General features: G+C 68.7%; 21 protein-coding genes. 15 read left to right on the forward strand and 6 right to left on the reverse strand.

The window, feature by feature from the left end:
• Positions 1-45 precede the first annotated feature (45 nt).
• Positions 46-1,095 carry a 3'-5' exonuclease gene (locus ACODTB_RS14685; RefSeq protein WP_291112745.1) on the forward strand — a complete coding sequence of 350 codons (1,050 nt, stop codon included), beginning with the start codon at positions 46-48 and terminating at the stop codon, positions 1,093-1,095.
• Between the two features lie 52 nt (positions 1,096-1,147).
• Positions 1,148-2,740 carry an MFS transporter gene (locus tag ACODTB_RS14690; protein WP_488929436.1) on the forward strand — a complete coding sequence of 531 codons (1,593 nt, stop codon included), beginning with the start codon at positions 1,148-1,150 and terminating at the stop codon, positions 2,738-2,740.
• A 19-nt stretch (positions 2,741-2,759) separates the two neighbouring features.
• Here ACODTB_RS14690 and ACODTB_RS14695 read toward each other — a convergent pair whose 3' ends face one another.
• Together ACODTB_RS14695 and ACODTB_RS14700 are read right to left on the reverse strand one after the other, a co-directional pair.
• A complete protein-coding gene (locus ACODTB_RS14695) occupies positions 2,760-3,146 on the reverse strand; it encodes a DUF1090 domain-containing protein (protein WP_291112741.1) in 387 nt (128 codons plus the stop codon).
• Between the two features lie 48 nt (positions 3,147-3,194).
• Positions 3,195-3,944, reverse strand: coding sequence for an IclR family transcriptional regulator (locus ACODTB_RS14700; RefSeq protein ID WP_291112739.1), 750 nt, complete (start codon positions 3,942-3,944; stop codon positions 3,195-3,197).
• Positions 3,945-4,093: 149 nt separating this feature from the next.
• On the opposite strand from ACODTB_RS14700, the gene ACODTB_RS14705 reads away from it, so the two are divergent.
• The 6 genes from ACODTB_RS14705 to ACODTB_RS14730 all read left to right on the forward strand — a co-directional run bounded on the left by ACODTB_RS14705 (position 4,094) and on the right by ACODTB_RS14730 (position 9,703).
• Entirely contained in the window at positions 4,094-5,368 is a 1,275-nt protein-coding gene (locus ACODTB_RS14705; RefSeq protein WP_291112737.1) for a Rieske 2Fe-2S domain-containing protein, read from the forward strand.
• Positions 5,369-5,414: 46 nt separating this feature from the next.
• The gene (locus tag ACODTB_RS14710) at positions 5,415-6,392 is read left to right on the forward strand and encodes a Bug family tripartite tricarboxylate transporter substrate binding protein (protein WP_291112735.1); all 978 of its coding nucleotides are present in this window, start codon (positions 5,415-5,417) and stop codon (positions 6,390-6,392) included.
• 7 nt (positions 6,393-6,399) lie between these two features.
• Positions 6,400-7,191 (forward strand): SDR family NAD(P)-dependent oxidoreductase, encoded by a 792-nt coding sequence (locus ACODTB_RS14715; RefSeq protein WP_291112733.1) that lies wholly within the window; start codon positions 6,400-6,402, stop codon positions 7,189-7,191.
• A gap of 11 nt (positions 7,192-7,202) precedes the next feature.
• On the forward strand, positions 7,203-8,174 hold the full coding sequence (locus ACODTB_RS14720) for a PDR/VanB family oxidoreductase (RefSeq protein ID WP_291112731.1): 972 nt from the start codon (positions 7,203-7,205) through the stop codon (positions 8,172-8,174).
• 80 nt (positions 8,175-8,254) lie between these two features.
• The gene (locus tag ACODTB_RS14725) at positions 8,255-8,884 is read left to right on the forward strand and encodes a TetR/AcrR family transcriptional regulator (protein WP_291112729.1); all 630 of its coding nucleotides are present in this window, start codon (positions 8,255-8,257) and stop codon (positions 8,882-8,884) included.
• A gap of 3 nt (positions 8,885-8,887) precedes the next feature.
• Positions 8,888-9,703 (forward strand): crotonase/enoyl-CoA hydratase family protein, encoded by an 816-nt coding sequence (locus ACODTB_RS14730; RefSeq protein WP_291112727.1) that lies wholly within the window; start codon positions 8,888-8,890, stop codon positions 9,701-9,703.
• Between the two features lie 129 nt (positions 9,704-9,832).
• Here the strand turns inward: ACODTB_RS14730 and ACODTB_RS14735 are convergent, their stop codons facing one another.
• Positions 9,833-10,270: a PACE efflux transporter gene (locus ACODTB_RS14735; protein WP_291112725.1), complete on the reverse strand. Its 438-nt coding sequence runs from the start codon at positions 10,268-10,270 to the stop codon at positions 9,833-9,835.
• Between the two features lie 121 nt (positions 10,271-10,391).
• On the opposite strand from ACODTB_RS14735, the gene ACODTB_RS14740 reads away from it, so the two are divergent.
• On the forward strand, positions 10,392-11,291 hold the full coding sequence (locus ACODTB_RS14740; RefSeq protein ID WP_291112723.1) for a LysR family transcriptional regulator: 900 nt from the start codon (positions 10,392-10,394) through the stop codon (positions 11,289-11,291).
• Between the two features lie 9 nt (positions 11,292-11,300).
• Here ACODTB_RS14740 and ACODTB_RS14745 read toward each other — a convergent pair whose 3' ends face one another.
• The 3 genes from ACODTB_RS14745 to ACODTB_RS14755 all read right to left on the reverse strand — a co-directional run bounded on the left by ACODTB_RS14745 (position 11,301) and on the right by ACODTB_RS14755 (position 13,200).
• Complete coding sequence (locus ACODTB_RS14745; RefSeq protein WP_291112721.1) at positions 11,301-11,504, reverse strand: putative motility protein; 204 nt, start codon at positions 11,502-11,504, stop codon at positions 11,301-11,303.
• A gap of 75 nt (positions 11,505-11,579) precedes the next feature.
• Entirely contained in the window at positions 11,580-12,542 is a 963-nt protein-coding gene (locus tag ACODTB_RS14750) for a helix-turn-helix domain-containing protein (protein WP_291112719.1), read from the reverse strand.
• 115 nt (positions 12,543-12,657) lie between these two features.
• Positions 12,658-13,200 carry a MarR family winged helix-turn-helix transcriptional regulator gene (locus ACODTB_RS14755; protein WP_291112714.1) on the reverse strand — a complete coding sequence of 181 codons (543 nt, stop codon included), beginning with the start codon at positions 13,198-13,200 and terminating at the stop codon, positions 12,658-12,660.
• Positions 13,201-13,339: 139 nt separating this feature from the next.
• Here ACODTB_RS14755 and badH point away from each other — a divergent pair, with 139 nt between their 5' ends.
• From badH to ACODTB_RS14785, 6 genes are read left to right on the forward strand one after another with little or no spacing between them, the layout of a single operon-like run.
• Positions 13,340-14,107 carry a 2-hydroxycyclohexanecarboxyl-CoA dehydrogenase gene (badH, locus tag ACODTB_RS14760; RefSeq protein ID WP_291112712.1) on the forward strand — a complete coding sequence of 256 codons (768 nt, stop codon included), beginning with the start codon at positions 13,340-13,342 and terminating at the stop codon, positions 14,105-14,107.
• A 31-nt stretch (positions 14,108-14,138) separates the two neighbouring features.
• Positions 14,139-14,921 carry a 2-ketocyclohexanecarboxyl-CoA hydrolase gene (gene badI / locus ACODTB_RS14765; protein ID WP_291112710.1) on the forward strand — a complete coding sequence of 261 codons (783 nt, stop codon included), beginning with the start codon at positions 14,139-14,141 and terminating at the stop codon, positions 14,919-14,921.
• A 21-nt stretch (positions 14,922-14,942) separates the two neighbouring features.
• Positions 14,943-16,094 (forward strand): cyclohexanecarboxyl-CoA dehydrogenase, encoded by a 1,152-nt coding sequence (aliB, locus tag ACODTB_RS14770; protein WP_291112708.1) that lies wholly within the window; start codon positions 14,943-14,945, stop codon positions 16,092-16,094.
• 51 nt (positions 16,095-16,145) lie between these two features.
• Entirely contained in the window at positions 16,146-17,789 is a 1,644-nt protein-coding gene (aliA, locus tag ACODTB_RS14775) for a cyclohexanecarboxylate-CoA ligase (RefSeq protein ID WP_291112706.1), read from the forward strand.
• Between the two features lie 49 nt (positions 17,790-17,838).
• On the forward strand, positions 17,839-18,843 hold the full coding sequence (locus ACODTB_RS14780) for a Bug family tripartite tricarboxylate transporter substrate binding protein (protein WP_291112704.1): 1,005 nt from the start codon (positions 17,839-17,841) through the stop codon (positions 18,841-18,843).
• A gap of 13 nt (positions 18,844-18,856) precedes the next feature.
• On the forward strand, positions 18,857-19,633 hold the full coding sequence (locus ACODTB_RS14785) for an enoyl-CoA hydratase (protein ID WP_291112702.1): 777 nt from the start codon (positions 18,857-18,859) through the stop codon (positions 19,631-19,633).
• The last annotated feature ends 14 nt before the right edge of the window (positions 19,634-19,647 follow it).

Consider the following 19,647-nt stretch of genomic DNA (forward strand, 5'->3'; position numbering starts at 1 on the left):
TCCCGCCGGTGCGCGAGCGTGCGGCGAGTGAGGTAGGCTTCACGGATGAATCAGTTCAGCTTCGAATTTGACGTGCCGAGCCCGGTGGAGCCCGTGCCTTCCCCTTCCTCCCCCGCCGTCGCGCGCGCCAGACGGACCAGGCCCGCCTCTCCCGCCGCACCCGCGCCCGCGCTCACCCTGGAGGAGATGGCACAGCGCCTGGAGCAGAGCCCCGATTTCCGCGTCCTGCGCCGTCTCGTGCCTGTCACGGACTGCGGCCCGCCGCCGGCCCAGGCCGGGCAGGCTTCGCAGGGCGTGCGGCGGGTGCTGGTGCTCGACACCGAAACCACCGGCCTGTCGCACCAGGCCGACAAGATCATCGAACTGGCCATGCTGCTGGTGGACGTGGACCTCGCCTCGGGCCTGCCGTTCGGGCCGGTGACGCTGTTCGAAGGCTTTGAAGACCCCGGCATGCCGATCCCGGCCGTGGCGCAGCAGGTGACCGGCATCAGCGACGACATGGTGGCCGGGCACCGGCTGGACGATGCGCAGGTCGAGGCGCTGGCAGCCCGTGCCGATCTCATCGTGGCGCACAACGCCGGCTTCGACCGCCCTTTCATGGAAGCGCGCTTCCCCGGGTTCGCGGCCAAGGCCTGGGCCTGCTCCTTCGCGGACATCGACTGGAAGGCGGCGGGCGCCGAGTCTGCCAAGCTCAGTGCGCTGGCGCAGAACCACGGCTGGTTCTACGACGCCCACCGCGCCCAGGTGGACTGCCATGCCCTGCTGCAGGTGCTCTCGCGCCCCATGGGCCCGCAGGGCCCGGCCACCGGCCTGAGCCGGCTGATCTCGGTGGCGACACAGGCCAGCTTCAAGCTGCGCGCCACCGGCTCGCCATTCGAGTCCAAGGACCTGCTCAAGGCCCGGGGCTACCGGTGGGACGGCGATGCCAAGGTCTGGTACTGCACCCTGGCCGACCAGGAACGCCTGGAGGTCGAACTCGACTGGCTCAAGACCGAGGTCTACGGCCGGCGCCAGGCGCGCGTGGAAATCGAGGCCCTGGACGGCCTGGTGCGCTACTCGGCCAGACCTGGCGTGGTGTCGCAAAGAGGGCTGTAAGAACCCCTTTCCCGGGCGCAGCGGCCCCGGCTTTGTCCTTTACAGTGGCCCCATGTCCCAAGCCGACGACGACAGCCTCTCGCCCATCGCTCCCCTGCGTCTGCCGGTGTTCCGCATGTTGTGGACCACCTGGCTCATGGCCAACATCTGCATGTGGATGAGCGAGGTGGCGGCGGCCTGGATGATGACCTCGCTGACCACCAAGCCGCTGTGGGTGGCGCTGGTGCAGACGGCCGCCACCTTGCCCGTGTTCCTGCTCGGCCTGCCCAGCGGGGCGCTGGCCGACAACCTGGACCGCAAGCGCTACTTCCTCTTCACCCAGCTGTGGGTGGCGGCGGTGGCCACCCTGCTGAGCGTGGTCATCTTCCTCGACGTGATGACGCCCCCACTGCTGCTGGTGCTGATCTTCGCCAACGGCATCGGCATGGCGATGCGCTGGCCGGTCTTCTCGGCCATCGTGCCCGAGCTTGTGCCGCGCTCGCAGCTGCCGGCGGCGCTCGGACTCAATGGCGTGTCGATGAATGCCTCGCGCATCATCGGCCCGCTGGTCGCTGGCGCGCTGATCGCCAGCGCCGGCAGCGCCTGGGTCTTCCTGTTCAACGCGCTGCTGTCGATCGGGGCGGCCATCATCATCAGCCGCTGGAAGCGCGAGCACACCCCGAACCCGCTGGGCCGCGAGCGCCTGGGCTCGGCGATGCGCGTGGGCCTGCAATACGTGGCGCAGTCCTACCTGCTCAAGGGCGTGCTGCTGCGCATCTCGATCTTCTTTTTCCACTCCACCGCGCTGATGGCCCTGCTGGCCCTGATCGCGCGCGGCATGCAGGACGGCGGCGCCGGCACCTTCACCCTGCTGCTGGCCGCCATGGGCGCGGGCGCCATCGCCTCCACCGCCTTCCTGCAGCGCCTGCGCCGCCGCTACTCGCGCGACGGCCTGGTGCTGCGCGGCGCCGCAGTGCAGGCCACGGCGATGGCCGTCATGGCCGTGACCCACCAGCTCTGGATCGCCGTGCCCGCGATGTTCCTCGGCGGCGCGGCCTGGATCACCGTGGCCAACACGCTCAGCGTGTCGATCCAGATGGGCCTGCCCGACTGGGTGCGCGCGCGCGGCATGTCGATCTACCAGATGTCCATCATGGGCGGCAGCGCGGCGGGCGCGGCGCTCTGGGGCCAGGTCGCCACCTGGACCAGCGTGCCCATCTGCCTGGGCATCGCCGCTGTCAGCGGCATCAGCGCCATGGCGGCCGTGAACCGCTGGATGCCCGACGCCGGGCTGGAAGACGACCTCACCCCCAAGCGCATCTTCCCCGCCCCGTCGACCCCCGAGCCGCCGGGGCATGGCCATGTGATGGTCAGCATCGAGTACCGCGTCGACCCCGCGCGCGCGGCGGAATTCCGGTTGCTGATGCTCAACGAAAGCCGGCGCGGCCGGCTGCGCCACGGCGCCCTGTCGTGGGAGCTGCTGCACGACATCAACGACCCAGGCCGCTTCGTCGAGGTCATCGTCGACGAGTCGTGGACGGACCACCTGCGCCGCTTCGACCGCGTCACCGCCGCCGATGTCGCGCTGCGCGACCGCAAACTCGCCTTTCACCTCGGCGACGAACCGCCGCGCGTCACCCGCTGCCTGATGGAAACCACCGTCTGAACGGCGGCGCGCAGGTCGTTCAGCGCTCGATCGGCCGCTCGGCCTCGGTCAGTTCGCGGCGCGCCTCGTCCAGCTTGGCCTGGCGCTCGGCCAGCTTCTTCGGGTCACCCTTCTGCTGGGCTTCGCGCAAGCTCTTTTCGCGTTCGGCCACCTTCTTCTGCGCCTGTCTGATCTCGGCGCCGCGCTCTTTTTCCAGCGACGCGTCGGTGCAGTTGGCCTGGTTGGCGCGCAAGGCCCTCTTCAACCCCGCCGCTTCCTGCTTGCGGCCGTGCTCGGTGGCATTGGCCAGCTGGGCCTCGATGTTGCGGCGCTTGGCCTGGCACGCGGAAGGGGGTTCGTTGGCGAACGTCGGCGCGGCGAACACCAGCAGGACAGAGGCGCAGCACAGGGCGGCAAGGGCTTTCATGGGCGGTTCCTTCCTCGGGGGATGAACCAGCCATGATAGGCCCGGGCGCTATGGGCCGGCACCGGCCTTCTGGGAGAGATCGTGAGCAGCCTCCAGCAGCCATTGCGCGATGCGCCTGACCTGCACGTCGTCCACGCGTGCGCTCGGGCCGTACACCGCGAGCGAACCCACGACCTTCGAGCCGGCCGAGAAAAACGGCGCGGCGATCGCCACCGCGCCCCGGATCAGCTCGTCGCGGCTGATCGCGTAGCCGGCCTCGCGGATGCGCACCAGCTCGTCCAGGTAGGCCTTCTGGCGCGCCTTCGGGATGCGGCCTTCGATGTAGTGCAGCGCATCGGGCGCGAACGCGAGAATGGCGCGCCCGCTCGCGCCCAGGATCACCTTCTCGCTGTGGCCCACGCCGCGCTTGAAGCTCAGCGGCTGCGCGCTCGGCATCTCTGCCACGCAGACCCGCTCCTCGCCATGGTGCACCAGCAGCGCCACCGTCTCCCCCGTCTGCTCCCACAGGCGCCGCATCATGGGTTGCGACAGCGTGGCCAGGTCCAGGCCCGAGGTCCACATGTGCGCCAGGTGCGCCACCGACGGGCCGAGCTGAAAGCGCTGCGGCTCGCCCACGGACACGATGAAGCCGCGCAGCTCCAGCGTGCGCAGCAGCCGGTACAGCGTGGGGCGGCTCAGGTCCACCCGCTTGAGCAGCTCGCTCGCGCTCAGCTGCCGGTCGCCCGCGCGAAAGGCCATCAGGATGTCCAGCGCGCGGTCCACCGCGCGCACGCCGTCGTTGTTTTTCTCAGTGCTCATCGGAGATCCCTGGGGTGTCGGAAGGCGCATTGTATGAAATGCGTCCGCCTGATGGACAGTCGGCTCATTTTCTTTGACATGGATCAAGTGGGGTTTCTAGAATGGACACCTGTCTCACCAGACGTACAACAACCCCACGGAGTCCCCCAGTGAACAAGGAAATGTCTGAAACGCTCACCCGCGTCGGTCCCGGCACCCGCATGGGCAACCTCATGCGCCGCTACTGGGTGCCCGCGCTGATGTCGAGCGAAATCCCCGAGGCCGACGGGCCGCAGGTGCGCGTGCAGCTGCTCGGCGAGAAGCTGCTGGCCTTTCGCAACACCGACGGCAAGGCCTGCCTGATCGGCGAGTTCTGCTCGCACCGCGGCGTCTCGCTCTACTTCGGCCGCAACGAGGAAAACGGCATCCGCTGCGCGTACCACGGTGTGAAGTTCGACGGCGATGGACAGTGTGTGGACGTGCCCTCCGCGCCGCAGGCCTGCGCGCGCATGCACATCAAGGGCTACCCCTGTGTGGAGCGCGGCGGCATCGTCTGGACCTACATGGGCCCGGCCGACCAGCAGCCCGCGCCGCCCGAGCTGGAGTGGTGCACGCTGCCGCCCGAACACGTGTTCGTCTCCAAGCGCCTGCAGTACAGCAACTGGCTGCAGGCCATGGAAGGCGGCATCGACACCGCCCACGTGTCCTACGTGCACCGCTTCGAGGTCGACACCGACCCCATGCACCAGGGCGTCAAGGCGCTGGACTACATCAAGGCCGATGGCAACGTGAAGTTCGAGATCGAGCAGACGCCTTTCGGCCTGAGCCTGTTCGGTCGCCGCAACGGCGAGCCCGACTCCTACTACTGGCGCATCACGCAGTGGCTGTTCCCCTGGTTCACGCTCATCGCCCCGTTCGGCGACCACGCGCTGGGCGGCCATGTGTGGGTGCCGATCGACGACCACAACTGCTGGGCCTGGAGCATCAACTGGCAACCCGGCCAGCCGCTCACCGAGGAGGAGCGCACCGCGATGCAAGAGGGCAAGGGCATCCACGTCGAGTACGAGGCGCCGGGCAGCTTCATCCCCAGGCAGAACCGCGACAACGATTACGGCATGGACCGCGTGGCCCAGCGCGAAGACCGTTCCTACAGCGGCGTGTTCGGCTTCTCCGCGCAGGACTATTCGCTGCAGGAAAGCATGGGCACCATCCAGGACCACGAGGCCGAGAAACTGCTGCCCACCGACAAGGCGATCGTGATGGCGCGCCGCATGCTGCACGAGGCCGCGCTCGGCCTGGAGCAGGGCCAGACGCCGCCCGCGCTGGACCCCGCCGCGCAGCACGTGCGCCCCGCCGGCGTGCTGCTGCCCAAGGAGCAGGACCCGGTGGCCTGGGCGCGCGAGGAACTCGCCGACGCCACGAAGAAACCGGTCTTCAGCCTCTGAGCGGCTCCGCATTTTTCCCCACGACAGACCACCCCAGGAGACACCCATGAAGACCCATCTCAAACTCGCGGCTGCCGTCGCGCTCGCGGCCTGCGCGGCCACCTCGGCCTGGGCGCAAGGAGCCGATTGGCGCCCGAGCAAGCCGGTGCGCATCATCGTGCCCATCGTCGGCAGCACCAACGACGTGCTCGCGCGCCTGATCGGTCCCGAGTTGCAGAAGGCGTTCGGCCAGCCCTTCGTGGTCGAGAACAAGCCCGGCGCGGGTGGCAACATCGGCGCGCTCGAAGTGGCGCGCTCCGCACCCGATGGGCACACGCTGCTGATCGGCTACAACGGCCCGCTGGCGATCAACGTCACGCTGTTCGACAAGATGCCCTACGACCCGGTGAAGGACCTCGCGCCCATCACCCTGGCCGTGAAGTCGCCGCAGTACCTGGTGGTGAACCCCGCCGCCGGCATCACCGACGTGAAGGACTTCATCGCCAAGGCCAAGGCCAACCCGGCCCAGTACTCCTATGGCTCGGTGGCCATGGGCAGCGCCTCGCACCTCACCATGGAAATGATGAAGTCGGCCGCGGGCTTCCACATGACGCACATCCCCTACCGGGGCGCCGGCCCGGCCGTCACCGACCTGATCGCGGGCAACATCCAGGCCGGGTTCTTCGTGCCGGGCAACGTGCAGGGTTTCGTGAAGGAAGGCCGCCTCAAGCTGCTGGCTTCCACCGGCCCCAAGCGCTTCCCCAGCACGCCCGACGTGCCCACGCTCGCCGAGTCCGGCCTCAAGGACTTCGAGGCCACCTCGTGGATCGGTCTGCTCGCGCCCGCCGGCACGCCACCGGCCATCATCAACCGCTACAACGAAGAGATGGTGCGCATCCTGAACTCGCCCGAGATCCAGAAGCGCCTGCACGAGATGGAGTTCGAAATCATCGCGGGCTCGCCCAAGCAGTTCAGCGACTGGATCCGCACCGAGATCGTGCGCTGGGGCAAGGTCATCAAGGCCACCGGCGCCAAGGCGGAGTGAGCGCAGCATGAGCGAACCCCAACGCGAACCCCGTCTGGCGGGCAAGACCGCGCTGATCACCGGCGGGGGCGCCGGCATCGGCGCGGCCGCCGCCCGGCTGTTCTGCCGCGAAGGCGCGGCCGTGCTGCTGGTGGACGCCGACGGCGACGCCCTGGCGCGCACCCAGGACGCCATCTTGCAGGCCCTGCCGCAGGCGCGCGTGGCCATCGTCGCCGCCAACGTGGCCGACGAAGCCGCCGCCCACGCGGCGGTGGCGCAGTGCACCACGCAATGGGGCGGGCTCGACATCCTCGTCAACAACGCCGCCATGCGCAACTACACCGCCGCCGCCAACGCCACGGCCGCCGAATGGCAGGCCATGGTGGGCGTGAACCTGGTGGGCATGTCCAACTACTGCGGCGCGGCCCTGCCCACCTTGCGGCGAAGCGGCACGGGCGCCATCGTCAACGTCTCGTCCTGCTACGCCGTCACCGGCCGCAAGGGCATGGCGCTGTACGACGCCACCAAGGCGGCCCAGCTCGCTTTCACGCGCAGCCTGGCCTTTGAAGAAGCGCCGCACGGCGTGCGCGCCAACGCCGTCTGCCCTGGCTCCACCCTGACCGACTTCCACGTCGGCCGCGCGCAGGGCGCTGGCAAGAGCGTCGAGCAGCTCAAGACCGAGCGCAAGGACAGCTCGCTGATCGGCCGCTGGGCCTCGCCCGAAGAAATCGCCTGGCCCATCGTGTGGCTGGCCTCGGGCGAAGCGTCCTTCATCACCGGCACCACGCTGATGGTCGACGGTGGGCTGCACATCATGTGAGCGCCGCCACCATGTCGTCTTCCACCATGCAGGCCCTCGTCTACAACCTGCGCCATGAGGCCGCAGGCATCGCCAGCGTCGAGCTGCGCCCCGTGGCGCCGGGCGCCGCCTTCCCGGCGGTGGAGGCCGGTGCCCACATCGATCTGCACCTGGGAAACGGGCTGGTGCGCAGCTACTCGCTCACCAACCCGGGCGAGCGCCACCGCTGCGTGGTCGCCGTGCTCAACGACCGGAACAGCCGGGGCGGCTCGCGCTACGTGCACGAGCAGCTGCGCGTGGGCCAGGTGATTGACATCGGTGCGCCGCGCAACCACTTCCGGCTGCAGGAAGACGCGCCGCGCAGCGTGCTGCTGGCCGGCGGCATCGGCGTCACGCCGGTGTACGCCATGCTGCAGCGCCTGGCCGAACTGCAGCGCCCGGCGCAGCTGATCTACTGCGCGCGCAGCCGCACGGAAGCGGCCTACGTGAACGAGATCGAAGCCCTGGTGCAGGCGCACCCGATGCTCTCGCTGCGCTGCCACTTCGACGACGAGCAGGGCGGCCCGCCCAACCTCGTGCAACTGCTCGACGGCCACGCCAAGGACACGCACTTCTACGCCTGCGGTCCCGCGCCCATGCTCGACGCCTACGAACGCGCCTGCGCACAACTCGGCCAGGCCAACGTGCACCTGGAACGCTTCGCCGCAGGCACACCGGCCGCCGTGCCGACGGCCTCGCAGGGCTATACGGTGGAGCTGCGCAAGTCCGGCAAGACCGTGCAGGTGGCGCCCGGTGTGGTGCTGCTCGACGCCTTGCTCGACGCCGGCGTGACCCTGGACCACAGCTGCCGCGAAGGCGTGTGCGGCGCCTGCGAAACCAAGATCCTCTCGGGCGACGTGGAACACCACGACCTCATCCTCACCGCGCAGGAGCGCGCGGCCAACAAGAGCATGATGGTCTGCGTCTCGCGCTGCCGCTCCGGCAGCCTGGTGCTCGACGCCTGAGGCGATCCGGCCGCGCAGGGCTTGCGCGGCCATTTTTTCGTGGTTAATATAACAACGTTATTGAATCGTATGCGTGATACATGACCCCTTCATCCTCCAGCTCCACCGGCCCCTGGGCCTCCAGCGTGCGCGACATGAAGCGCGTGGCCATCCTCGCCGCCGCGAGCGAGGTGTTTGGCGAGGAAGGGCTGCAAGGCGCCACCATGCGGCAGATCGCGCAGCGCGCGGGCTGCACCACCGGCGCCATCTACCCGCTGTTCGCGAGCAAGGAGCTGATCTACGCCGAGCTGCTCGCCACCTCGCTGGCCGACCTGCACGCCCATGTGTCCGCCGCCGCCAGCGGCGCGGGCGCGGGCCTGCCGCACGAGCGCGCCGCCAAGGCCTTTCTCGACCACTACCTCGCGCGCCCCTACGAGGTGAACCTCGGCCTCTACGCCTTCAACGGCCTGAAGAAGCTCGGCGTCGGCAAGGAGCACGACCTCGCGCTCAACAAGGCGCTGATGGACACCCTCGTGCTGCTCTCGCCGCACCCGCGGCGCAGCCGCCACAGCGCGCCCGACGCCGAAGCCATGGCCACCTTCGCGCAGCTCATCGGCACGCTGGTGCTGCACCAGGCCGGGCGCCTGCAATTCGCCAAGCTTTCCCCCAGGCAGCTCATCGAGCATTCATTGACCACCCGCCGGCGCGCCGCCGGACAGCAGGAGACATGACACATGGCAGTGCGAACCGAAAAGAACGGCCCGGTCTGGACCATCGTCCACAGCCGGTTTGACGAAGCGCGCAACGCGATGGACCCCGAGAGCGCCGACGCCCTGGTGGCCGCGCTGCAGGCTTTCGACAAGGACCCGAGCGCCTCCGTGGCCGTGCTCTGGGGCGAGGGCGGTGCCTTCTGCGCCGGCTGGGACCTGAAGTACGCCAGCACCCTGAACGACCGCAAGAAGTTCGACGCCGACATCTCGCGCGGCCTGGCCTTCCCCATGGGTGCCAACGACGCGCCGCGCGGCCCGCTCGGGCCCACGCGGCTCGAACTCTCCAAGCCCGTCATCGCCGCCGTGGAAGGCCCGGCCGTGGCCGGCGGCATGGAGCTCGCGCTGTGGTGCGACATCCGCGTCATGGCCGACACCGCCTACTTCGGCGTCTACTGCCGGCGCTGGGGCATCCCTTTGCTGGACGGCGGCTCGGTGCGCCTGCCGCGCCTGGTCGGCCAGGGCCGCGCGATGGAAATCATCCTCACCGGCCGCAAGGTGCCGGCCACCGAAGCGCTGGCCATCGGCATGTGCGAGAAGGTGGTGGGCGAGGGCGGTGCGCGCGAAGCTGCCGAGGCCATGGCGCAGGAGATCGCGCGCTTCCCGCAGGCCGCCGTGCGCGCCGACCGCCGCACCGTGCACGAAACCTATGGCCTGCCGCTGCGCGAAGCCATGCGCCGCGAATGGCACAACGGCGTGGAAGCGCACTGGGAGCAGGGCGCCGACGGGGCAGGGCGCTTCGCCGCCGGCCTGGGCCGCAGCGGCGATTTCAAGAGGATCTGAACACCCCCCTGCGCCGCTGCGCGGCTTCCCCCCTCTGTAGCGCGCCTTCGGCGCTTCGAGGGGGGACGGCATCTCGGGCCGGCGGAGCCGGACCCTTGATGCTTCTGGTTTTGAGACCCTTCGCTCCGATTAGGCGGCTTGCGGCGCCGCCTGCGCCGAGGTGGGCAGGCCGAAGATCTTGTCGAATGCCAGGTTGAACACGAAGGTGTAGACCAGGAAAAACACGATCAGGCCCAGGTCCAGCACGAAGGCCTGCCAGAGCGAGATCTCCAGCCACCAGGCGAACAGCGGCACCAGCGTGATCACCAGGCCCCCTTCGAAACCGATGGCGTGCGCCACGCGGCGCAGCACGCTGCGCCCGCGCTTGGCCTGGCGCGCCTCCCAGCGCTCGAACAAGGTGTTGTAGACCAGGTTCCAGATCACCGCGATGGCCGAGGCGGCAATGGCCGCCACGCTCGCATGGCCCATCCCGGCGCCCGACAGCAGGGCCAGGCCCGTGGTGGACATGGTGATGGCGATGATTTCGTAGAGGGTGATGTAGACGACTTTGCGCTTGATGCCTTGCATGGCGGAACTCCGATTTCCCTGGCCTCCAGGCCGGTGTGGCTGAGGCAATGACCGCATGGTAGGTCGGTCTGGCTGACGATAAAAGTCAGATACTTTCAGAAAATCTGATAAGTTAACCGCCATGGCCTTTTCCAGCGACAACGTGCGTGTCTTCCTCGCGGTGCTCGACGCCGGCTCGTTTTCGGCCGCCGCGCGCCAGCTCGGGCGCGTGCCCTCGGCCGTGAGCATGACGATTGCCCACCTGGAAGCCGAGCTCGATCTCGTGCTGTTCGACCGCAGCGCGCGCGAACCCAGGCCCACCGACGTGGCGCGCGCGCTGGAGCCGCAGGCCCGGCAACTCGCCAGCCAGCTGCGCCAGCTGCAGGCGCACGCCGAAGGCCTGCACCAGGGGCTGGAGCGACAGCTCACCATCGCCATCGCGCCCGAACTGCTGTCCGCGCCCTGGAGCCAGCCGCTGGCCGTGCTGGCCACCGAGTTCCCCGCGCTCATCGTCGAAGTGCTGTCCGCCCCGCAGGCCGATGCGCTGCGCATGCTGCACGCGGGCGACGCGCAGCTTGCGCTCGTGTTCGAGCGCCCGGGCACCGACGAGCGCGAAGGCTTTCAGGAACTGGGCCAGGAAATCCTGGTGGCGGTGATCTCACCTTCTCACCCCGAGGTGCGGGCGCGCCAGGGCCAGCTGCAGCTGAACGACCTGATCGACATCCGCCAGATCGCCGTGGTCAGCCGCGACCCGCGCGGGCGCGACCCTCGCCTGCTGCTCTCGCGCCACATCTGGCGCACCGACAGCCACCTCGCCACGCTCAGCCTGGTGCAGGCCGGCCTGGGCTGGGCCTATCTGCCGCGCAGCCTCATCGGGCCCATGGTGGCGGCCGGCACGCTGACGGAGATCCGCTTCAACAACATCAGCAACCAGCTGCGCGTGTGGGTGGACGTGGTGTGGCACACCGACCGGCCCATGGGCCTCGGTGCCAAGCGCTTCATCGAGTTGATGCGGCAGGCCGCGACGAGCGGCCCAGCCTGAGCCGGGCGCTCAGACCAGCGCGTTGACCTGCGTGCCCAGCGAGCCGCCGCTGGCCAGCGGCAGGGCGGCCGGCAAGGCGTTGAGCATCGCCATGGCGCTGGACGACTGGATGTCCTGCGCCTTCTTCAGCACCTGGATCTGCACTTCGCTGGTGACCTGATCGCGCTTCATGTCGGCGACGGCGTGAACAAGGGCGGCGGGAGAAACGTCCATGGGGCTTCCAAGCGGGGAGAAAAGATGCCCCTTGTATCGACCGCTTCGGGGCGAACTTGACCGGCCTCTTGCGGCTCAACCCGCGCGGAACTCCCCCGGCGCCGCGCCGTAGCGCTGCTTGAAGCGCCGGTAGAAGGTCGACACCTCGCCAAAGCCCGCCGCGAACCCGATCTCGGCCGTGCCCAGGTGGCGCGACGCCGGGTCGCGCAGCAGCGCGTGCGCGCGCGCCAGCCGGGCGCGCGTGAGGTGCTCGTGAAAACTGCTGTCCGACAGCGCGAACAGCTGGTGCAGCGTGCGCAGCGACACGCCGAACGCCCGCGCCACGCGCTCGGGTGTCAGGTCCATCTCGGTCGCTCGCAGCTCCACTTGCTGCTGCACGCGCAACAGCAGCGCGCGGCGCCGCGCCAGCCGCGTGGGCTCGTGCTGGTCGGCGCCAGCCCCGACCGCGCCCGCCACCAGCGCGCACAAGGTGCCCAGCGCCATGTCGCGGCTGGCGGGCGACAGACCCGCGTGGTGCCGCAACAGGCCGTCGAGCCAGCTCGCGATCAACTCGCGCTCGGCCAGCGCGCGGTCGATGTGGCGCATGGGCAGTTGCTGGCCGGAGCACAGCGCCAGCAGCGGCTGCAGGCGCTCGCGCGCGATGCGCCAGAGGCGGAAGTCGAAGGCCGCTTCGTCGGTGCCCGTGCAAAAGGGCAGGTTCGGGTCGGCGATCACGATGTCGCCCGCCTCGGCCACACAGCGCTGGCCCTGTTGCTCGAACCACGCGCGGCCCTGCCGCTGCAGGTAGACGTAGTAGGTGTCGCTCGGGCACTCATCGATGTCCTGCTCACGGCGCTGCACCAGGTGGCCGTCGCAGACGATGTCGGTCGCGTCCAGCGCGCCGAGCTGGCGCCGCGCGATCGCGCCATGGAAAGGGCGGTGCTGCGCCGCCTGCTCGCGCTGGGGTGTCAGCGCGTACACGTGCTCGCAGCAGGCCTCGCGCCATTCGTCGAAGCGCGTGGCGGCCGGCACGCTGTCGGTGGACCACTCCGTGAGCATGGTGGAACTGCCTCCTGGTTGGGACGGCTGCCAGTATCCGGCGTTTTGATCAAAACGAACAATACCGCGTGAATATGCACAGAAGCGAATCGATTGAGCGCGTTGAACACCCGCCTCAGGCGGGCCCGTCGCCGTCCTGTGTGTCCGCCATCGGGGCGTCATTGCCACCGCTGACCCAATCGACGTCCAGGCGCTGCATGTTCTCCAAAATCTTCAGGAGGTAGTGCAGCGTGTGCGTGACGTCGTTGATGGAGAAGTCGCCCAGGATTTCCTCGTAGTAGGTCAGGATCTTCGGGCGCGCCAGCACATGCCAGACGTGCCGCCCGGACTCGGTCATCGTCACCAGGCGCGAGCGGCGGTCCCGGCCGTCCGGGGCGATCGCGACGTGCCCGTCGCGCTCCATGCGGCTGATCAGGCCGGACAGGTTCTGCCGGCTGACCATCAGGTACTTGGCCAGCTCGCCCATGCCCATGCCGCCCTCCGCCTTGTCCCGGGACAAGGCGCCCAGCACCGCCCATTGCTGCGTGGTCAGCCCTTCGGCCTCCACCGCCCGAGAACCTGTTTTATGCAACATGTTTGCACATTGATACAGGCGAAAGAACAACCTGTTGGCCAGTTCCATCTTGGTTGCGTGGGCCTTATCAATAGGGTTTTCCATGGTTTCTCCGTCGAAATGCGTGCTTGCCAGTCCAAAGGGTGGTCACTAGAATATGAGTAAACATGTTGACGTAATCGCATGGCGATTGCGCAGATCATCGGCCTATCGGGCCACGCTGACAACTTTCAAAGGACGTGCCATGAAGCGATTCGAACACAAGACCATCGTCGTGACGGGCGGTGGCGGCGGCATCGGCGGGGCGACCTGCCGGCGCTTTGGACAGGAGGGCGGCCGCGTGGCGGTCTTCGACCTCAACCTGGAGGCCGCCGAGAAGGTGGCGGCCCAGATCCGTGCCGAGGGCGGCGCGGCGCAGGCGGTGCGCTGCGACATCACCGATCGCGACAGCGTCGACGCCGCTGTCGCCGCCACCGAAGCGCAGCTGGGCCCGATCGACGTGCTTGTCAACAACGCGGGCTGGGACGTGTTCAAGCCGTTCACCAAGACCGAGCCGGCCCAGTGGGACAAGCTGATCGCCATCAACCTGGTGGGCGCGCTGAACCTGCACCACGCCGTGTTGCCCGGCATGGCGGCGCGCAAGGCCGGGCGTGTGGTCAACATCGCCTCGGACGCCGCGCGCGTGGGCTCTTCCGGCGAGGCGGTGTACGCCGCCTGCAAGGGCGGGCTGGTGGCCTTCTCCAAGACCATCGCGCGCGAGCACGCCCGCCATGGCATCACCGTCAACGTCGTCTGCCCGGGCCCCACGGACACGGCCCTGTTCGCCGACTACAAGGAAGGCGCCGGCAACCCCGAGAAGCTGATGGAGGCCTTCACGCGCTCCATTCCCCTGGGCCGCATCGGCCAGCCGGCGGACCTGCCCGGCGCCATCGCCTTCTTCGCCAGCGAGGACGCCGCCTACGTGACCGGCCAGGTCCTCAGCGTCTCCGGCGGTCTGACCATGAACGGCTGACCGCGCCTGCCCCCACAACGAAAGCAACACCATGAACTTCGAAGACATCCTGTACGAGGTCCGCAACGGCGTGGCCTGGATCACCATCAACCGCCCCGAGAAGATGAACGCGTTTCGCGGGCAGACCTGCGACGAGATCATCCGCGCGTTGAACAAGGCCGGGTACGACCGCTCCGTGGGCGCCATCGTGCTGGCCGGCGCGGGCGAGAAGGCGTTCTGCACCGGGGGCGACCAGTCGGCCCACAACGGCAACTACGACGGGCGCGGCACCATCGGCCTGCCGATGGAAGAACTGCACAACGCCATCCGCGACGTGCCCAAACCGGTGATCGCCCGCGTGCAGGGTTTTGCCATCGGCGGCGGCAACGTGCTGTGCACCATCTGCGATCTGACCATCGCGTCGGAGAAGGCCATCTTCGGTCAGGTCGGCCCCAAGATGGGCTCGGTCGACCCGGGCTACGGCACCGCCTTCCTCGCCCGTGTGGTGGGTGAGAAAAAGGCGCGCGAGATCTGGTACCTGAACAAGCGCTACTCGGGCCAGGAAGCCGTGGCGATGGGCCTGGCCAACATCTGCGTGCCGCCCGACGAGCTGGATGCGACTGTGCAGGAATGGGCCGAAACCATCTGCGAGCGCAGCCCGACCGCCATTGCCATCGCCAAGCGCAGTTTCAACGCCGACACCTCGCACCAGAGCGGCATCGCGGGCCTGGGCATGTACGCGCTCAAGCTGTACTACGACACCGAAGAGTCGCGCGAGGGTGTGGCCGCCCTGACCGAAAAGCGCAAGCCGAACTTCCGCCAGTACGCCAAATAAAGCGCGAAACGAGGAGACGCGATGAACCCTTACATCGACGAAGATCTGGCCGCGCTGGCCGAGCATGCGCGCCGCTTTGCCCGGGGCCGCGTGGCGCCCGGCTTTCTGGAGCGCGACCAGACCCGCGTGCTGGACCGCACGCTGATGCGTGAGATGGGCGAGATGGGCTTCATCGCGCCGGAGTTGCCGGAGGCGGTGGGCGGTCAGGGCATGGGTTGCCTGGCCGCGGGTGTGATCCACGAAGAGATCGCCCGCGCCGACCTCAGCCTGAGCTACATCAACCTGCTGGCCTCGCTCAACGGCCAGATCCTGGCGGAGCATGGTCGACCCGAGGTGGTCCAGCCGTGGCTGACAAAACTGACGCAGGGCGAAGCGCTGTTCGCCATCGCGTTGACCGAGCCACGCGGGGGCTCCGATGCGGCCAACCTGCGACTGCGCATCGAGCGCGTGGGCGACGAATACGTCATCAACGGCGAGAAAACCTCCATCTCGGCCGCGGACCAGGCCGACGCGGCCGTGGTGTTCGGCCGCACCGGCAGCGTGGACTCGGCGGCCCACGGTGTGACGGCGCTGCTGGTGCCTATGGACACCCCCGGCGTCACGCGCAACCGTTTCGACTGCCACGGCCAGCGCGCCATCGGCCGGGGCTCCCTGTTCTTCGAGAACGTGCGCGTGCCGGTGGACCACCGGCTGGGCGACGAGAACAAGGGCTTTGTGCAGGTGATGCAAGGTTTCGACTTCTCGCGCGCCCTGATCGGCCTGCAGGTGTTGGCGGTGGCGCGTGTGGCCCTGGAGGAAACCTGGGAATACGTCGCGCAGCGCGAAGCCTTCGGCAAGCCTCTGTCGGCGTTCCAGGGGGTGTCGCACCCCTTGGCCGACTTCGACACCCAGGTCGTGGCCGCGCGGCTGTTGTGCCTGCAGACCCTGTGGCTGAAAGACAAACAACTGCCCCACACCGCCGAGGCCGCCATGTGCAAGTGGTGGGGGCCCAAGCTGGCGTACGACGTGATCCACCAATGTCTGCTGATGTTCGGCCACGGCGGCTATGACCGCGGTGTGATGGAGCAGCGCCTGCGCGACGTGCTCGGCTTCCAGATCGGCGACGGCACGGCACAAATCATGAAAACCATCGTGGCCCGCACGCGCGCCGGCCGCCAGGCCGTGCCCGCCTGATTCCCTCTCTCTCTCTCTCTTTTTCCCCAACAACAAGCAGGAGACCAACCGATGGAATTCGACGCCGTACTGCTGCCCGCCCGGCGGGCAGACATGGTGGCCCAGGGCCACTGGCACGACCGCACGGTCAACGACGAGCTGGACGCCTGCGTGGCGGCCTGCCCCGACCAGACCGCGCTCACCGCGGTGCAGGGGGAAGGCGGGGCCGTGCAACGCTTCAGCTACCGCGAACTCGCGCGCATGGCCGACCGCATCGCCGTGGGCCTCACGCGGCTCGGTGTGGGCCGCAACGACGTGGTCGCCTGCCAGCTGCCCAACTGGTGGCAGTTCACGCTGACCTACCTGGCCTGCTCGCGCATCGGCGCGGTGATCAACCCCTTGATGCACATCTTCCGCGAGCGCGAGCTCTCGTTCATGCTCAAGCACGGCGAAGCCAAGGTCGTGATCGTGCCCAGGCTGTTCCGCGGCTTCGACTTCGAGGCCATGGTGACGGGGCTGCAACCCACGCTGCCCGATCTCAAGCACGTCGTGGTGGTGGGTGGGCAGGGCGCGAACAGCTTCGACGCGCTGTTGAGCGGGCCGGCCTGGGAGGACGCGCCCGATGCGCGCGAGATCCTGTCGCGCCACCGGCCCGGCCCGGACGACGTGACGCAGCTGATCTACACCTCCGGCACGACCGGCGAACCCAAGGGCGTGATGCACTCGGCCAACACCGTGATGGCCAACATCATTCCCTACGCGCAACGCCTGCAACTGGGCGCGGATGATGTGGTGCTGATGGCATCGCCCATGGCGCACCAGACCGGTTTCATGTACGGCCTGATCATGCCGATCCTGCTGCGTGCCCGCGTGGTGCTGCAGGACATCTGGGAACCCCGCCAGGCCATCCAGCTGATCCGGCAGGAAGGCGTGAGCTTCACCATGGCGTCCACCCCCTTCCTCACCGACCTGGCCCGGGCCGTGACCGAAAGCGGGCAGGGCGTGCCGACGCTGCGCACCTTCCTGTGCGCGGGGGCGCCGATCCCCGGGCCGCTGGTGGAGCAGGCGCGCGCCGCGCTCGGCGCCAAGATCGTCTCCGCCTGGGGCATGACCGAAAACGGCGCGGTCACCCTGACGCGGCTGGACGATGCCGACGAGCGCTCCGTTCACACCGACGGCTGCCCGCTGCCGGGCGTGGAGGTGAAGGTGGTCGACGTCGACGGCAGCAGCCTGCCCGTCGGCGAGCCGGGCAAGCTGCTGCTGCGGGCCTGCTCCAACTTCGGCGGTTACCTGCGCCGCCCGCACCTCAACGGCACCGATGCCGACGGCTGGTTCGACACCGGCGACCTGGCCCGCATCGACGCGCAGGGCTACATCCGCATCACCGGCCGCAGCAAGGACGTGATCATCCGCGGCGGCGAAAACATCCCGGTGGTGGAAATCGAATCGCTGCTCTATCGCCACCCGGCCATCGCCATGGCCGCGATCGTCGCGTACCCCGACGAGCGCCTGGGTGAGCGCGCCTGCGCGGTGGTCGTGCCCCGGCCCGGCCAGGGCATCGACCTGGCAGAGATCCAGACCTTCCTCAAAGCCCAGAAGGTCGCGGTCCAGTACATCCCCGAGCGCCTGGTCGTGCGCGATGCCATGCCGTCCACACCGTCCGGAAAGATCCAGAAATTCAAGCTGCGCGAGATGCTGCAGGACAGCGCGTCCTGAAACGGCACACAGCACCCGGTCCCTTTCAACCAACACGGAGACAAGCACCATGAGATTCGCCCCCCTTTCTTCTCTGGCCCGCCGGCTCGGCCGCGCGGCCTTCTCGCTCTGCGCGCTCGGCGCGGCCAGCACGCTGCTCGCGCAGACGCCGTCGGCCGCCCCGTGGCCGACCAAGACCATCCGCATCGTGGTGGGCTTCGCCCCTGGCGGCAGCACCGACGTCATGGCGCGCATCCTCGCGCAAGCGATCGGTGAATCGCTGGGGCAGACCGTCATCATCGACAACAAGCCCGGTGCGAGCGGCAACATCGCGGCGGCGGACGTGATCCGCGCCGCGCCAGACGGCTACGCCTTCCTGATCGCGCCCACGTCGGTGGAGACCGCCAACCCCTCGCTCTTCAAATCGACCATCCTCCCCTCGCGCGACCTGATGCCGGTGGGCGGCGTGGGCAAGACCCAGATGTACCTGGTGGCCAAGCCGCAGGTCGAGGCCAAGGACGCGCGCGAGCTCGTCGCCCTCGCCAAGGCGCAGCCGGGCAAGCTGTCCTACGCGTCGGCCGGCGCGGGCACCCCGCCCCACCTCGCCTGCGAGCTGTTCAAGCAGGCCACCGGCACCTTCATCACCCACGTGCCCTACCGCGGCGCGGCCCCGGCCTTGCAGGACGTCATGGCCGGCCAGGCCGACTTCGTCTGCGACCCTGGCATCGCCTTCCCGCACATCCGCGCCGGCAAGGTCAAGCTGCTCGGTGTGGTCAGCGCCAAGCGATCGCCCTTCTTTCCTGACGTGCCCACCATCGGCGAACAAGGCTTCCCGGGCGCCAACATGGACATCTGGTTCGGCATGTGGGCGCCCAACGGCACGCCCCCCGAGCTGGTCGCGCGCATGAGCCGCGAACTGGGCAAGGCCCTGGCGCTGCCCGCCACCAAAACCCGCTACGGCGATCTCGGTGCCGAGCCGGTGCCGCTGTCCACCGCCGAATTCAAGACCTTGCTGAGCGAAGAAGGCGCGCTGCTCTCCAAGTTGATCAAGGACCAGAAGATCGCCGTCGACTGAGCCCTTGAACACCATGCAAGACCAGAGCATCCGGGTAGAGACGCGCGGCCGCGTCGGCCTCATCACGCTGAACCGGCCGCGCCAGCTCAACGCCCTCAACGACGTTCTGATGGACGCGCTGGGCGCGGCGCTGCTGGACTTCGACGCCGATCCCGGCATCGGCGCCATCGTCATCACCGGCAGCGAGAAGGCGTTTGCGGCCGGCGCCGACATCGAGGCCATGGCGGACTGGTCTTTCATGGACGTCTACCAGGGCGCCTTCATCACGCGCAACTGGGAAACCATCCGCCGCGTGCGCAAGCCCGTGATCGCGGCCGTGGCCGGCTACGCCATGGGCGGCGGCTGCGAACTGGCCCTGGCCTGCGACATCGTCGTCGCGGCCGAGTCGGCGAAGTTCGCGCTGCCCGAGATCCGCCTGGCCATGTTGCCCGGCGCCGGCGGCACGCAGCGCCTGCCGCGCGCCATTGGCAAGGCCAAGGCCATGGACATGTGTCTGTCCGCGCGCACGCTGGACGCGAACGAAGCCGACCGCTATGGCCTGGTGTCGCGCGTGGTGCCCGATGCCGAGTTGCTGGACCGCGCGATGGCGCTCGCCGGGCAGATCGCCGGCTTCTCGCTGCCCGCGCTCATGGCTGTCAAGGCGGCGGTCAACCGCGCCTGGGAAAGCCCGCTCACCGAAGGGATCCTGTTCGAGCGCCACGCGCTGTACGAGCGCTTCGCCAGCGCCGACGCGCACGAGGGCATGCACGCCTTCCTGGACAAGCGTCCCCCCGAATTCCAACACCGCTGATCCTCCGATTGAAC

This window comes from Hydrogenophaga sp. FG152, assembly GCF_057809615.1.